A 13,381-nucleotide genomic window follows, 5' to 3' on the forward strand; every position below is an offset into this window, starting at 1 on the left:
CATCAAGGGAATGCCTTGTCCACAACCGGGAACTAAACGGAACTGTCTGTTCCCACAGGCTCACCCGCGTCTCGCGCCGAACTGGCAGACTTTCCAGCCAAGGCGCGGCAGCACGGCGCGAGGAGAGCCACGCAAGGAGAGCCAGATGTCCATGGCAGGGAATCTGCGGAAGGTCAGGGACCTGGGCAGGGTCACCGGCCTGCGCAAGGTTGCGCGGTTGGCCCGGCGGCGGCCGCGGGTCGACCTGAGCCACCCCGCCCGGTCACCGCTCGGCTCGTCGGTGGTCAACTGCGTGACGTACCGGGACGGCGTCCGGGTCCCCGGGGGCGGCGACCTGGTGGACGCCGTGGAGCGGGTGCGCAAGCACGGTGACGGTTTCGTGTGGCTGGGACTGCACGAACCGACGGTCCGTGAGTTCGCGGGCATCGCCGAGCTGTTCGACCTGCACCCGCTGGCGGTCGAGGACGCGGTCGAGGCCCATCAGCGCCCGAAGCTGGAGCGGTACGGCGAGACGCTGTTCGCGGTGTTCAAGACGGTCTGCTACGTCGAGCACGAACAGCTCACGGCGACCAGTGAGGTGGTGAACACCGGCGAGATCATGGTGTTCGTCGGCCGTGACTTCGTGATCACGGTGCGGCACGGCCGGCACGGCTCGCTGGGGCCGCTGCGCGAGGAGCTGGAGTCGGATCCGCAGCAGCTCGTGAAGGGGCCGGCGGCGGTCCTGCACGCGGTCGCGGACCATGTGGTCGACGATTATCTGAACGTCACCGACGCGGTTCAGGCCGACATCGACCAGGTCGAGACGGACGTGTTCGCGGAGAACGGCGCACGCGCCGACCCCGGGCGGATCTACCAGCTCAAGCGTGAACTCCTCGAGCTGAAGCGGGCCGTCGTGCCGCTCGCCCGCCCGGTGGAGGATCTCGCCACCCGCCCGATACGAGTGGTCGACCCGGAGATACAGGCCTACTTCAGGGACGTCCTGGACCACCTCATGCGGGCCAAGGAGCAGATCGCCTCCTTCGACGAACTGCTCAACTCGATCCTGCAGGCGCACCTGGCGCAGGTGACGGTCGCGCAGAACGAGGACATGCGGAAGATCACGGCCTGGGCCGCGGTGATCGCCGTGCCGACGATGGTGTGCGGTGTCTACGGCATGAACTTCGATCACATGCCGGAGCTGCACTGGCGGTTCGGCTATCCCCTGGTCCTCGGCGTGATATCGGTCGCGTGCCTCGCTCTGTACCGGGGATTCCGTCGCAACGGCTGGCTCTGACCGGCCCGCGGAAGGGCCTGACGCCCGGCGCCACGGTCAGTGGAGGGACGGGGTGGTCCTGGCGTAGACGCTCTCCGCGAAGGTGGCGATCTGGTCCTCGCTGAGGTTCCGGGCGAGATCGGCCTCGCTGATCATGCCGACCAGGCGCTTGTCCTGGATGACGGGAAGCCTGCGGATCTGGTGGTCCTTCATCTCCTGGAGCACCTCGCCCACATCGGCGCTCGCCTCGATCCAGCGGGGCGTTCCCTGGGCCATCTCGCCGGCGGTGACCTTGGCCGGGTCGCGCCCCATGGCCACGCACCCGACGACTATGTCGCGGTCGGTGAGGATTCCGCAGAGGCGTTCGTTCTGGTCGCTGATGGGCAGGGCGCCGACGCCGAGCTCCCGCATCAACTGGGCGGCGCGGTCGAGGGTCTCGTGGGCGGGGATCCACTGAGCGCCACGGTGCATGATGTCGCCGGCGGTGGTCATGAGGTACCTCCGATGCCGAATGTGCCGGCGCGGCGCGGGACGCACCGCTGATCCCGGCGTCTCTCATTGTCTCGCGCACGGGTCCATGACCGCACCCTCAGACCGGATCCCCGGGCCAAACAATCGGGCTGAATCCTCAGGCCGGGAAGGCCACGGCCTTCGGCGGGACCGATCCTGACGATCACGCGGACCTCGTCGTCCCTCTCCGCGGGCGGGTCGATGCCGAGGTACTTGTGCGAGAGCTCGGGGATCTCGGCCGAGGCGTGGGGGTTGGCCAGATCGAAGACCGAGGGGCCGATGCACGGGTCGCGGCGGAGGTCGCGCACCTTCTGGCGGTTGCCGACGGAGGAGAAGGGCACGGTGTCGCCCTCGCGCTTGATCCAGCACACCGAGTTCTGCGGGGCACCGTCAGGGCCGAGGGTCGCGACGCAGGCGGAGTTCCTGCCGTCGAGAAGGGCGCGGACAAATTCGTCGAAGGAAGTGGGTTCGTTCGTCGAGGAGGCCGAGGAGATCGTCGTGACGTCAAGACAGTTAGATGTATACGCATATAAAGCGTGGAGAGGGATGTTCGGTTCATCCGCTCCACGCCGGGTGGCGGGGGTCGTCGGCACGCACCAGGACGTCGGCCGTCGTGACGGGGTCGGTCTCGTCCGCGTACCGCTCGAAGGCCGGGAGCGTCCAGTGGTCGCTCTCGGGCGTGCGGCGGCGCAGGGCGCCCGGCGAGAGGAGGACATGGACGCTCAGATCGAAGGGGAACCAGTGACTCAGGAGGAGAGGACCGTGCATCAACAGCAGCCCACCGGGCGGGAGTCGGACGTATGAGCTGCGGGTTGCCCGATCGGTGGCCGGGTCCCACAGGTCGGGCAGGACACGACCGTCCCCGCCGGGTTCGAGCGGGCCGAAGACCTCGCGCCACAGGGCGGCGGTGTCGAACCAGCCGCTGTAGTACGACTCGACGTCCCGTCGGCCGTGCTCCAGACGCAGCGACGCGGGACGCAGGAATCCCTCGGTACCCAGGACGAGGGAGGGACGGCCGCGCACGCGCAGTTCCTCCGCGACGCGCTCCGCGAGGTCACCCGGGCGGGCCGCCGGGGCGCCGTCGAAGGCGACGCGCGGCCAGGGTCCGCCGTCGGCGGGCTTCAGGTCCAGCAGCCGCTCGGCGAGCAGTACGCCGAGCCGGTCCCAGGTGATCGCTTCCAGTCGCACGGTCGCCATCATGCCGGGTGCTGCCGGACGGTCCCTGGCCGCACGGGGAAGACCGAGGCGGGCCCGCCGGGAGATCCCGGGCCGCACGGGGAAGAAACCGTGCATGGCGCGCCTCGCAACTCCCCGGCACCACGGTGGACTTCTCGTCTTCCAGCCGCTGCGGCGCAAGCAGTGCGCCGCCTGCCGCCGCGGGCCGTTGTCGCTGCTCGTGCTGGAGTACGGTGCGCCGCGCTGCCTCGACTGCGCCGACCTCGGACACCTGGTGTTCCTGCCGCGCGGCGACACCGCGCTGACCCGCAGGTCGCGGGAGGAGAGTGCGCTGTGGGCGGTGGTCGTCCGCTTCAACCGGCGCAGGAGCCGGTACGAGCGGCAGGGCGTCCTCGTGGAGGAGGCGGCCCTGGCCCGGGCCGAGGAACGCTGCCTGGCCGATGCCGAGGCGCGGCGACGGCGGCGGGCACGGGACGCGCGGCGCAGGACGGCGGAGGACGTGCGGTTCACGGAGGCATTCGCGGCGGAGATCCGGCGGCTGTTTCCCGGGTGCCCGGCGGACCGGGCGCGGGCGATCGCCGGGCACGCTTCGGTGCGGGGCAGTGGCCGGGTCGGGAGGAGTGCCGCGGGGCGGGCGCTGTCCGAGGGCGCGGTGATCTCGGCGGTCGTAGCGTCGGTACGGCACCTGGACACACCGTACGACCAGCTGCTGATGAGCGGGGTGGCCAGGTACGAGGCACGGCGGCGGATCGCGCCGGCGGTGGAGACCGTACTGCGTGCGTGGCGCGGGACCGGGGCCGGAGTGGGCTGACGTGAGCTGGCGCCGGAAGGACGCGGACCGGGAGCGGAGGGAGCTGGGCTGAGCCGAGGGGGGTGGGCTGAGCCGAGGAAGGAGGGGGCTGGGACCGGGCACCGGTGCCCCGTGTGGACGCCCGCGTATGCGGTCGCGGTCCTCGGCCATGGGCACCGTGCCCGGGTGGGAATTCACTGGAGGGGACGAAAGTGCCGGGTGGGGCCCGGCTCGGAGGTGGGAGTGTGCGTTGGTCGTGATCGATGGGCCGTATTTCGTACTGACCCTGCTGGGTGTGCTCGGGACCGGCCTGGTCGCCGGGGTCTTCTGCGGGTTCTCGACATTCGTGATGAGGGGGCTGGCGGCGCTGCCGCCCGCGCAGGGCGTCGCGGCGATGAACGCGATCAACGTGGCCGCCGTGACACCGGCCTTCATGCTGGTGTTCGCCGGGTCGGCGGTGCTGTGCGCGGTGATCGCGGTGGTGACGTTCTTGCTGTGGCCCGACGACGGGAAAGTGGAACTGCTGCTGGGCAGCGCTCTGTATCTGTTCGGCTCGTTCGGAGTGACCGTGGTGGCGAACGTGCCCCGCAACAACACCCTCGGCGAGCTGGACCCCGGAACGCCGGAGGCCGCTTCGTACTGGCCGACGTACGTGCGCCAGTGGACCGTGTGGAACCACGTCCGCACGATCGCCTCGGCGGCGGCCGCGGTGGTGTACGTGCTGGCACTCACCTGAGGGCGGTCCCCTGCCGGTAGCCGGCTCGTGCCTGGGAGACGCCTCCGAGAAAGCGCTGTCCACCACCCTGCGCGTGTGGCCGAGGAGACGTATCGTGGCCGAAAGAGTGCGCCCGATGCCGCACGGCCCGTCGTACGCGTACGCAAGGAAGACGACCATGGCCGATCCCAAGGGTTTCATGACCACGCCGCGCGAGGAGTGGCCGCGCAGGCCCGTCGAGGAGCGGGTCCGGGACTGGGACGAGGTCTACGTCCCGGGGGCGCTGCTGCCCATCATCAGCAAGCAGGCCGACCGGTGCATGGACTGCGGAGTCCCCTTCTGCCACGACGCCTGCCCGCTGGGCAACCTGATCCCCGAGTGGAACGACCTGGTGTCGCGGGAGGACTGGCGGGCGGCCAGTGACCGGCTGCACGCCACGAACAACTTCCCGGAGTTCACCGGCCGGTTGTGTCCGGCGCCGTGCGAGGCGGGATGCGTTCTCGCGATCAACCAGCCGGCCGTCACCATCAAGAACGTCGAATGCGCGATCGGCGACCGGGCGTGGGAGGAGGGGTTCGTACCGCCCCGGCCCCCGGACCGGCTGTCCGGGCGGACGGTCGCGGTGATCGGGTCGGGGCCGACGGGACTGGCCGCGGCCCAGCAGCTGACCCGGGCCGGCCACACGGTCGCCGTGTACGAGAAGGACGACCGGCTGGGCGGGCTGATGCGGTACGGCATCCCCGAGTTCAAGATGGAGAAGCGGCATCTGGAACGGCGGCTGGCGCAGATGCGCGCGGAGGGCACCAAGTTCCGTACGGCGACGGCGGTCGGGCGGGACATCGGGGCGGCCGAGCTGCGGTCGCGGTACGACGCCGTCGTCATCGCGACGGGAGCCACCGCGTGGCGCGAACTGCCCGTGCCGGGGCGGGAGCTGACCGGGATACACCAGGCGATGGAGTATCTGCCCCTGGCCAACCGGGTGTGCGAGGGGGATCTGGACGTCTCGCCGATGTCCGCCGTGGGCAAGCACGTCGTCATCGTGGGCGGCGGTGACACCGGGGCCGACTGTCTGGGGACCGCGGTGCGGGAAGGCGCCGCGTCCGTGTCCCAGCTGGACATCTACGCCCAGCCGGGTACCGAGCGGGACGACGACTCCGAGCCCTGGCCGACGTATCCCAAGATCTACCGGCTGTCCGCCGCGCACGAGGAGGCGCGTGATCTGGAGACGGCGCCGGCGGCGGACGCCGACGCCCGGCTCTTCGCCGCGTCGACGCTCCGTTTCACCGGGGACCGGAGCGGACAGGTGCGGTCGCTGCACCTGGTCGAGGTGGACGCGGCACGGCAGCCCGTGCCGGGCACCGGGCGGACGCTCCCCGCCGACTTCGTGCTGCTCGCCCTCGGGTTCTCCGGGCCGGACCGGGAGGACGGGCTCATCGACCAGCTGGGGCTGGCGCTGGAGCCCCGCGGCACGATCACCCGGGACCGCGATTTCGCGACCAACGTCCCCGGCGTGTTCGCCGCCGGGGACGCCGCGCGAGGACAGTCGCTGATCGTGTGGGCGATCGCGGAGGGACGGGCGGTGGCGGCCGCCGTCGACCGCTATCTGACGGGGAGTTCGCGGCTGCCGGCGCCGATATCGCCGTACGACCGGCCGATGACCGTGTGAGCGGCGGCGCCGGGAGGCGGCCGGCGGGTCTCAGCGGCGGCGTTCGTCGGTACCCGGCACCCTGCCCGTCGACAGGGCCACCCGGTTCCAGGTGTTGATGGTGAGGATCAGGGCCAGGACGTGGGCCAGTTCCTCCTCGTCGTCGAAGTGGGCGGCGGCTTCGGCGTAGACGTCGTCGGGGACGCCCGCGTCGGCCACCAGGGTGACCGCCTCCGTCAGGGCGAGGGCGGCCTGTTCCTTCGGGGTGAAGAAGTGCCGGGCCTCGCGCCACACGGCGACCATGTGCAGCCGGTCCTCGCTCTCGCCCGCCTTGCGGGCGTCGTTGGTGTGCATGTGCAGGCAGTAGGCGCAGTGGTTGAGGTGCGAGCCGCGGATCTGGATGAGTTCGACGAGAGCGGGGTCGAGACCCTCGCGGGCGGCGGCGTCGAAGCCGATGAGGGCGCGGAAGACCTTGGGGGCCGACTTGGCGAAGTCGAGGCGGGTCCGGCCGGCCCCGGCGGAGGCGATGGCACCGGCAGTGGCGGTGGCGGTGGCGGCGTTCGTCGTCATGTCCTGCAACCTACGGCCCCGAAAGACCCTCTGTAGGGTGCATTTACATGACGGAATCGTGGGTCAATTCGGCGGAGCGGATCGGCACCGACCTGCATCTGGAGCTGTCCGGGCCGGGCGGGCGGCGCGCCTCGCTGATCCGGGCGCTGCGCGAGGCCGTGCGGGGCGGACGGCTGGCTCCCGGCACCCGGCTGCCGCCATACCGCTCGCTCGCCGCCGACCTCGGCGTGGCCCGGAACACCGTCGCGGACGCGTACGCGGAGCTGGTCGCGGAGGGCTGGCTGACCGCACGGCAGGGCGCGGGCACCCGGGTCGCCGAGCGGGCCGAGCCACTGCGAGACACCGCACGGGTGCCGAGGAAGGCTCCGCCACGCGCGCGTGGACCACGGCACGACCTCAGACAGGGCACCCCGGACGCGTCGGCGTTCCCGCGCACGGCCTGGGCGGCGTCGTACCGGCGGGCGCTCCGGGCGGCGCCCAGCGAGGCGTTCGGGCCGGGCGATCCCGCGGGACGGCCCGAGCTGCGCGAGGCCCTCGCGGAGTACCTGGCACGCGCGCGTGGTGTGCGCACCGAACCGGGCCGGATCGTGATCTGCTCCGGTTTCGCGCACGCGCTGAGGCTGCTGTTCGGCCAGGGCGGCGGCGGTGTGGTCCGTGGCCCGCTGGCCGTGGAGGCGTACGGGCTGGGGTTCCACCGGGAGCTGCTCGCGGCGGCCGGTGTGCGGACGGTGCCGCTCCCGTTGGACGAGCACGGCGCGCGCGTGGACCTGCTGGGGCGCGAACGGGCCGTGCTGCTCACGCCCGCGCACCAGTTCCCGACCGGCGGCCCGCTGCACGCCGGGCGCCGGAGCGCCGTGACCGACTGGGCTCGCGCGCGCGGCGGTGTGGTGCTGGAGGACGACTACGACGGGGAGTTCCGGTACGACCGCAAGCCGGTCGGGGCGGTCCAGGGCCTCGACCCCGAGCGGGTGATCCACATCGGCTCGGTCAGCAAGAGCCTGTCGCCCGCACTGCGGCTGGGGTGGATGGTCCTCCCGGAGCGGTACGTCGACGCCGTGCTGGCGGCCAAGGGCGAGCGGGAGGCGTGGGCGAGCGTGCCGGACCAGCTGGCCCTCGCGGACTTCGTGGTCTCGGGGTCGTACGACCGTCATGTGCGGCGGATGCGGCAGCGTTACCGGCGCCGCCGTGACCGGCTGGTCGAGGCGCTCGCCGCGCACGCGCCGCACGTCGAGGTCACCGGCGTGGCGGCCGGGCTGCACGCGGTGCTCCGGCTCCCGCCGGGCACCGAGCGGTCCGCGGTGAAGGCGGCCGCCTGGCACGGCGTGGCCCTCGACGGACTCGCCGCGTTCCGGCACCCTGCGTCGGAGGCGGACGCGGGTGACGGTCTGGTGGTCGGGTACGCGACGCCCTCGGAGCACGCGTACGGAGCCGCGCTGGAGGCGCTGTGCGCCGTTCTGCCGCCCGGATGACGGCGGAGGCCGGAACCGGCCTCGGATGACGTGCGCAGGGCCGGAACCGGCCCCGCAGCCGATGACCGCCGGTCCGCACCCGGACTCGACCGACCCCGGACTCGACCGACCCCGGCCACCGCCGACCCCGGCCACCGCCGACCCGGGTGCGCGGCCGGCCCGGGTGCGCGGCCGGCACCGCGCACCTCGATCGCTCCGGCGGACCTACGCCTTGCGCCCCACCGCCCCGTATCCCGGGATGACCCCGTCGTCCTGTCCGGGAACGGCTTCGCCCAGTTCCGGGTGCCACTTGTGGACGATCTCGACGCCGGGGTCCACCAGCTCCAGCCCGTCGAAGAAGCGGGCGAACTCCGCGCGGGAGCGCAGCGCCAGGGTGACGCCCGCCGCCCTGAGCTTCTCGGTGGCCGCCGCCGACTCCTGCGGGGTGAAGTCGGCGGTGGCGTGGGTCATCACCAGGTGACTTCCGGAGGGCAGTTCGGACAGTAGCCGGTCGACCAGCTCGTGCGCGCCGTCCTCGTCCGAGACGAAGTGGAGAAGGGCGACGAGCGAGAGCGCGACCGGACGGCCGAAGTCCAGGACCCGCTTGGCGCCCTCGACGATGGCGGCCGGATCACGCACGTCGGCCTGCAGGTACTCGGTCGTGCCCTCGGGTGTGCTGCGCAGCAGCGCCGCCGCGTGGGCCAGCACGATCGGGTCGTTGTCGCAGTAGACGACACGGGCGTCGGGCGCGACCGACTGGGCGATCTGGTGCAGGTTGGGCTCGGTCGGTATGCCGGTGCCGACGTCCAGGAACTGGCGCACGCCGTTCCGCGCCAGCCAGCGTGTGGCGCGGTGCATGAAGGCCCGGTTGACCCGCGCCATCACCGGCACCCTCGGGTCGAGGGCGAGCATCTGCCGGCCCATCTCCTCGTCGACGGGGTAGTTGTCCTTGCCGCCGAGATACCAGTCGTACATGCGCGCGGGGTGCGGCCTGCTGGTGTCGATCTCGGCGGCGGCCGTGGGGTCCTGCCCGGTCATGAGGCACTCCGTAAGCAGCTGGCACAGTGAATGACACAGTGAATGATCAAGTCAGTACCAAGATAAGGAAGTTGAGCAAGAAATCAGAGCAACGGGCCGCTCAGGACAGCAGGAAGTCGGCCTCCCCCGCTTTCGCGCCCTCGATGAAGGCGGTCATCTCGTCCGAGGTGTAGATGAGCGCGGGCCCGTCCGGGTCGGTCGACTGGCGGACGGCGATCCGGCCGTCGGCCAGCTTCATCGCCTCCAGGCAGTTGCCCCCGTTTCCGCCGCTCCATGGCTTGTGCCAGCCCTCGCTGCCCAACTCCCGTGCGGGCATGCCGTTGTAGATCCGCTCGGCGCGGTTCCGCGGCCCGGACTGGGACTTGATGCGATCCATTCACAACTCCTTGCGGAGATCCCGGAGGATCTCCTTCGTGCGATGTGCCGTAGCGGCCTGCGCCGCCATGCGGTCCATGACCTCCAGGTGGGTCGCCACCTCGGAGCGCGCGTCCAGGTAGACGGCGCCGGTCAGGTACTCGCTGTAGACCATGTCCGGCAGTTCTGACATGGCAAATCGGAACAGCACGAAGGGCCCGTAGGTGCCCGGGTGCGGCCCGTTGGCGAACGGGGCGACCTGGAGGGTCACATTGGGCAGCTTCGTGGCCTCTAGCAGTCTGTCGATCTGCGCGCGCATCACCTCCGGGCCGCCGATCGGCCGGCGCAGGGCGGTCTCGTCCATCACCGCCCAGAAACGGGGGGCGTCGGGACGGGTGAGCAGTTCCTGGCGCTGCATGCGCAGCGCGACGTGACGCTCGATGTCCTCGGGCCACGTCTGGCCGATGGCCCCCGACTTGAGGACCCCGCGCGCGTAGTCCTCCGTCTGCAGCAGCCCCGGCACGAAGTGCGGCTCGTAGGAGCGGATGAGGGCGGCCGCGCCCTCCAGGCTGACGTACATCGAGAACCAGCCCGGCAGGATGTCGTGGAACCGCTGCCACCAGCCGGGCCTGTTGGCCTCCTCGGCCAAGCGCACGAAGAGGTCGGCCTCTTCGTCGGGCACGCCGTAGGCCTTCAGGAGCAGTTGGAGGTACGGGATCTTGAGCGCGACCTCGGCCATCTCCATGCGGCGGACGGTGGCGGGGGCGACACGGAGGACACGGGCGGCCTCCTCGCGCTTGAGACCGGCGCGTTCCCGCAGGTCCAGCAGGCGCCGCCCGAGGACGACCTGCCCCACCGTCGGCGCGGACCGCGGTTCGCTCACGCTCCCACCTCCACGAACGAATCCTGACAGCCCTGCGGCGCCATTCGAAGACCGGCTCGTAGATCCTGTGGATCCCCGGTGATCCGAACTGGCGCCGCTAGAGGTGCTGTTGCGAGCAGTGTGCCACGGCCCTTCACCGCGTCACACGGCACTCTGCATTTTTCAGAGTGACACTTGCCAAGTGTTCACGGCGGGGAGATAGTGGCAAGCGTGATTCCGTCCGCGCCCTTAGGAACAGACGCCGCCGCAGACCGTTCCGGTCTCGGCGCCGCCGCGGGACTCGCCCCAGGTGGGGCCGCTGCCGCGCGCCGGTTCCGGTTCGAGTTGGCCGCACATCCGGGTTCTCCCGCCCAGGCGAGACGCCTGACGCGTGCCCGGCTGACCGGCTGGTCGGTCTGCGCGGACACCTGCGACACGGCGGAACTGGTCATGTCCGAGCTGGTCACCAACGCGATCGTGCACACCGCGAGCAGTCGCGTCGTGTGCGAACTGCACGACCACGACGACACGGTCCGCATAGCCGTGCGCGACGAGGGCTGCGCCCCCGGCGAGCCCCACCCGTCCCCGCAGCGGCCCGAGGAGGAGCACGGGAGGGGATTGCTCCTCGTCGACGCCCTGTGCCGGGCCTGGGGGGCCCAGGAGAGCGGACCCGGACTGCTGGTCTGGGCCGAGCTGCCGCGCCAGACCGACGCCGCCCGTGACATGGCCGAGCCGCGCAACGACCTGGGCTGGGGCGCCCGCTCCGAACCGGGGCAGTCGAACGGCTCGGACGAGCAGGAACAGACGGGGACACGGCACCGTGTGGGGCCCCAGGCGCAGGGCCCGCGCCGTACGAGGCAGGAATGGCCGTGAACCGCGTCCCCGGGGCCGGCCAGGTGCTCGGACTGGACAGCTTGGTGCGTCTGCGGCGCGAGCGGCGCACTCCGGGCACGCCCGGCCCCCTGCCCCTGCCCCGGGGCATGACGGCGCCGCTGGGCTGCGACGCGGTGGCCGTGCCTGCCCGCTTCGGACCGTTGATCGTGCCCCGGCTGACGCGCGTGGGATGCGTGTACGCCGACGAGGCGCACTGGTGGTGGATCGTCCCGGCCGACTCCGACTACGCCCTGCCCTGGCCCGCTCCGGCCCACTACGCCGCCGGAGCCAGGATCCCCGAGGTCGCCCGCCTCATCAACCGGCCGGACGGCACGGTTCCGTACACCCCGCCGATCCTGTTGTATCTGGCGTTGTGCCGGGTGACGGGCACTACCCCGGACTGGTCGCGCCCGATCAGCGCGTGAGCGCCGCGCCCGCCGGAACGGCGGGACAGGACGCGTACGACCCGACGCGCGCCGTGTACACACACCGTTGCCGCTGGGCGTACGCCCGCACGTTCACGCCACCGCTCCACGCGCCCTGCCTCTGAGGACCTCGCCCCGCGATAGTGGCCGTCCGTCCACGACCCGGGGGAGGTCCGGTGGGTAAGAGCGGCGGGGTCGAACCCGAGGTGTCCGAGTCGGAACGGCTGCTGTTCGGCGGGCCGTTGCGGTACGACATGGGGTGGAACCAGCACCGGGACGCCTTTCTGGAACTGGGCTTCCGGGCCATGGTGACGCGGTTGCCCGGCATGCTGGCGTCGAGCTTCCGGCTGGCCCGGCAGGCCGACGAGCGGGCCGCGCGGACCGTGCTGGCCGCAGAGGCGGGCAGGGGCGTGGCCCAGGCGGTGAGCCTGCTGGCGGTGAACAGTGTGCTGGGGCGGCTGATCGGCGGGGGCCCGATCGAGGAGCGGCTGCGCGGTGCCGCGCCCGCCCTGGTGGCGATGGCCGCGGTGATGCTGGTGAGCGCCCTGCTGCGGGCCGCGTCGACGTATGCCACCGGCCGCCTCGAGCCCAAGGTGGAGCGGGTGGCGACCGAGCTGTACCTGGAGCGCGCGGCGGCCGTGGAACTGGCCGCGATCGAGGACCACGCCTTCCACAAGCTGCTGGACACCGCGCAGTACGGCGCCCAGTCCGCCCGCCGCATGATCAGTTACGGCACCCGGGTGATCAACGCGGTGATCTCGCTCGTCGCCGCGGCGGGCGTGCTGACCGTGCTGCACCCGGCCCTGCTGCCGCTGCTGGTGACCATGACCCTGCCGAGCGCCTGGGGGGCCCTGACCAACGCCCGGCGCCGGTACGAGTCCTTCCACACCTGGGTGCAGCACGCCCGCGCAGGGCATCTGATCAGCGCCCTGCTCACCGAACCGGAGGCCGCCCCGGAGATCCGGGTGCACGGCGTCGGCCCGTTCCTGCTGCGGCACTTCAGGGCGATGTCGGAGACGGCGGAGGCGGAACAGGCCCGGCTGTCCCGGCTCGCCGCGCGCACGGGCCTGATCGCGGCGGCCTGGACGGGCCTGGCGACGATGGCGACGTACGCGACACTGGGCGCGCTGCTGCTGTCCGGCGCGATGGCACTGTCCGTGGCCGGTACGGCGGTGATCGCGATCCGAACCGGCTCGGCGAGCCTCGACACGCTCGTCCTGGAGATCAACCAGCTGCACGAGGAGGCCCTGTTCGTGGGCGATCTGCAACGGTTGTACGTCGAGGCCGCCGATCGGGCGATCCCTGTCGGCGGGGAGCCGCTGCCGGAGGACCCGAGGGAGATCCGGTTCGAGAACGTCAGTTTCACCTATCCGGGCGACGCCGCGCGTCCCGCCCTCGACGACGTCACGCTCTCGCTCCCGCTGGGCCGGATCGTCGCGCTGGTGGGCGAGAACGGCTCGGGCAAGACGACCCTGGTCAAGCTGCTCGCGGGCCTCTACAGGCCGGACCGGGGCCGGATCATGTGGGACGGCGTCGACACGGCGACCGCCGACCGGCACCAGCTGGCCGAGCGCATCGCGATGGTCGCCCAGGACTTCAAGCGCTGGCCGTTCACCGCGAAGGTGAACGTCGCCGTCGGCCGTTGATAGGGGTCCCCGCGCGCAGCACAGGCTGCGGGCGAGGGGCGCCGAGAGGGCGGGGGGCGGGTGGTGCGCGGACCGCC

The 13,381-nt window shown here is 71.8% G+C and carries 14 protein-coding genes and 1 pseudogene; 8 read left to right on the forward strand and 7 right to left on the reverse strand.

Annotated features, from left to right (window positions below; translation table 11 throughout):
* Positions 1 to 145 precede the first annotated feature (145 nt).
* Complete coding sequence (locus tag ACFW2E_RS10715; RefSeq protein ID WP_384464561.1) at positions 146 to 1,273, forward strand: magnesium and cobalt transport protein CorA; 1,128 nt, start codon at positions 146 to 148, stop codon at positions 1,271 to 1,273.
* 36 nt (positions 1,274 to 1,309) lie between these two features.
* Here ACFW2E_RS10715 and ACFW2E_RS10720 read toward each other — a convergent pair whose 3' ends face one another.
* Genes ACFW2E_RS10720 through ACFW2E_RS10730 form a run of 3 tightly spaced genes read right to left on the reverse strand, consistent with a single transcriptional unit; the run spans position 1,310 to position 2,959 of the window.
* Positions 1,310 to 1,744, reverse strand: a complete 435-nt coding sequence (locus ACFW2E_RS10720) for a CBS domain-containing protein (protein ID WP_384464564.1) — start codon at positions 1,742 to 1,744, stop codon at positions 1,310 to 1,312.
* Entirely contained in the window at positions 1,741 to 2,355 is a 615-nt protein-coding gene (locus tag ACFW2E_RS10725) for a pyridoxamine 5'-phosphate oxidase family protein (RefSeq protein WP_384464567.1), read from the reverse strand. Before ACFW2E_RS10725 ends, ACFW2E_RS10720 begins: the two co-directional genes overlap by 4 nt.
* Positions 2,318 to 2,959, reverse strand: a complete 642-nt coding sequence (locus ACFW2E_RS10730) for a uridine kinase (protein ID WP_384464626.1) — start codon at positions 2,957 to 2,959, stop codon at positions 2,318 to 2,320. The genes ACFW2E_RS10725 and ACFW2E_RS10730 overlap by 38 nt, the downstream gene beginning before the upstream one ends.
* Positions 2,960 to 3,053: 94 nt before the next feature.
* Between ACFW2E_RS10730 and ACFW2E_RS10735 the strand changes: the two genes are divergently transcribed.
* The 3 genes from ACFW2E_RS10735 (at position 3,054) to ACFW2E_RS10745 (ending at position 6,109) form a co-directional block, all read left to right on the forward strand.
* Positions 3,054 to 3,749, forward strand: a complete 696-nt coding sequence (locus tag ACFW2E_RS10735; protein WP_384464570.1) for a DUF2293 domain-containing protein — start codon at positions 3,054 to 3,056, stop codon at positions 3,747 to 3,749.
* A gap of 235 nt (positions 3,750 to 3,984) precedes the next feature.
* A complete protein-coding gene (locus ACFW2E_RS10740) occupies positions 3,985 to 4,464 on the forward strand; it encodes a DUF1772 domain-containing protein (protein ID WP_384464629.1) in 480 nt (159 codons plus the stop codon).
* A gap of 157 nt (positions 4,465 to 4,621) precedes the next feature.
* Positions 4,622 to 6,109 (forward strand): glutamate synthase subunit beta, encoded by a 1,488-nt coding sequence (locus tag ACFW2E_RS10745; RefSeq protein WP_384464632.1) that lies wholly within the window; start codon positions 4,622 to 4,624, stop codon positions 6,107 to 6,109.
* A 30-nt stretch (positions 6,110 to 6,139) separates the two neighbouring features.
* On the opposite strand, the gene ACFW2E_RS10750 is transcribed toward ACFW2E_RS10745, so the two are convergent.
* Positions 6,140 to 6,658, reverse strand: coding sequence for a carboxymuconolactone decarboxylase family protein (locus ACFW2E_RS10750; protein ID WP_384464573.1), 519 nt, complete (start codon positions 6,656 to 6,658; stop codon positions 6,140 to 6,142).
* A gap of 47 nt (positions 6,659 to 6,705) precedes the next feature.
* Here ACFW2E_RS10750 and ACFW2E_RS10755 point away from each other — a divergent pair, with 47 nt between their 5' ends.
* On the forward strand, positions 6,706 to 8,127 hold the full coding sequence (locus ACFW2E_RS10755; RefSeq protein WP_384464575.1) for a PLP-dependent aminotransferase family protein: 1,422 nt from the start codon (positions 6,706 to 6,708) through the stop codon (positions 8,125 to 8,127).
* Positions 8,128 to 8,331: 204 nt separating this feature from the next.
* Here the strand turns inward: ACFW2E_RS10755 and ACFW2E_RS10760 are convergent, their stop codons facing one another.
* The 3 genes from ACFW2E_RS10760 to ACFW2E_RS10770 all read right to left on the reverse strand — a co-directional run bounded on the left by ACFW2E_RS10760 (position 8,332) and on the right by ACFW2E_RS10770 (position 10,381).
* Complete coding sequence (locus ACFW2E_RS10760) at positions 8,332 to 9,144, reverse strand: SAM-dependent methyltransferase (protein WP_384464578.1); 813 nt, start codon at positions 9,142 to 9,144, stop codon at positions 8,332 to 8,334.
* Between the two features lie 100 nt (positions 9,145 to 9,244).
* Positions 9,245 to 9,520 carry a DUF397 domain-containing protein gene (locus ACFW2E_RS10765; protein WP_384464581.1) on the reverse strand — a complete coding sequence of 92 codons (276 nt, stop codon included), beginning with the start codon at positions 9,518 to 9,520 and terminating at the stop codon, positions 9,245 to 9,247.
* Positions 9,521 to 10,381 carry a helix-turn-helix domain-containing protein gene (locus ACFW2E_RS10770; protein ID WP_384464584.1) on the reverse strand — a complete coding sequence of 287 codons (861 nt, stop codon included), beginning with the start codon at positions 10,379 to 10,381 and terminating at the stop codon, positions 9,521 to 9,523.
* A 201-nt stretch (positions 10,382 to 10,582) separates the two neighbouring features.
* On the opposite strand from ACFW2E_RS10770, the gene ACFW2E_RS10775 reads away from it, so the two are divergent.
* The 3 genes and pseudogenes from ACFW2E_RS10775 to ACFW2E_RS10785 all read left to right on the forward strand — a co-directional run.
* On the forward strand, positions 10,583 to 11,233 hold the full coding sequence (locus tag ACFW2E_RS10775) for an ATP-binding protein (protein ID WP_384464587.1): 651 nt from the start codon (positions 10,583 to 10,585) through the stop codon (positions 11,231 to 11,233).
* Positions 11,224 to 11,658: a hypothetical protein gene (locus ACFW2E_RS10780; protein ID WP_384464590.1), complete on the forward strand. Its 435-nt coding sequence runs from the start codon at positions 11,224 to 11,226 to the stop codon at positions 11,656 to 11,658. The genes ACFW2E_RS10775 and ACFW2E_RS10780 overlap by 10 nt, the downstream gene beginning before the upstream one ends.
* 254 nt (positions 11,659 to 11,912) lie before the next feature.
* A pseudogene (locus tag ACFW2E_RS10785) lies at positions 11,913 to 13,381 on the forward strand (ATP-binding cassette domain-containing protein); the annotation flags it as partial.

It is taken from the genome of Streptomyces sp. NPDC058964, from assembly GCF_042741275.1.
GTDB lineage: Bacteria > Actinomycetota > Actinomycetes > Streptomycetales > Streptomycetaceae > Streptomyces.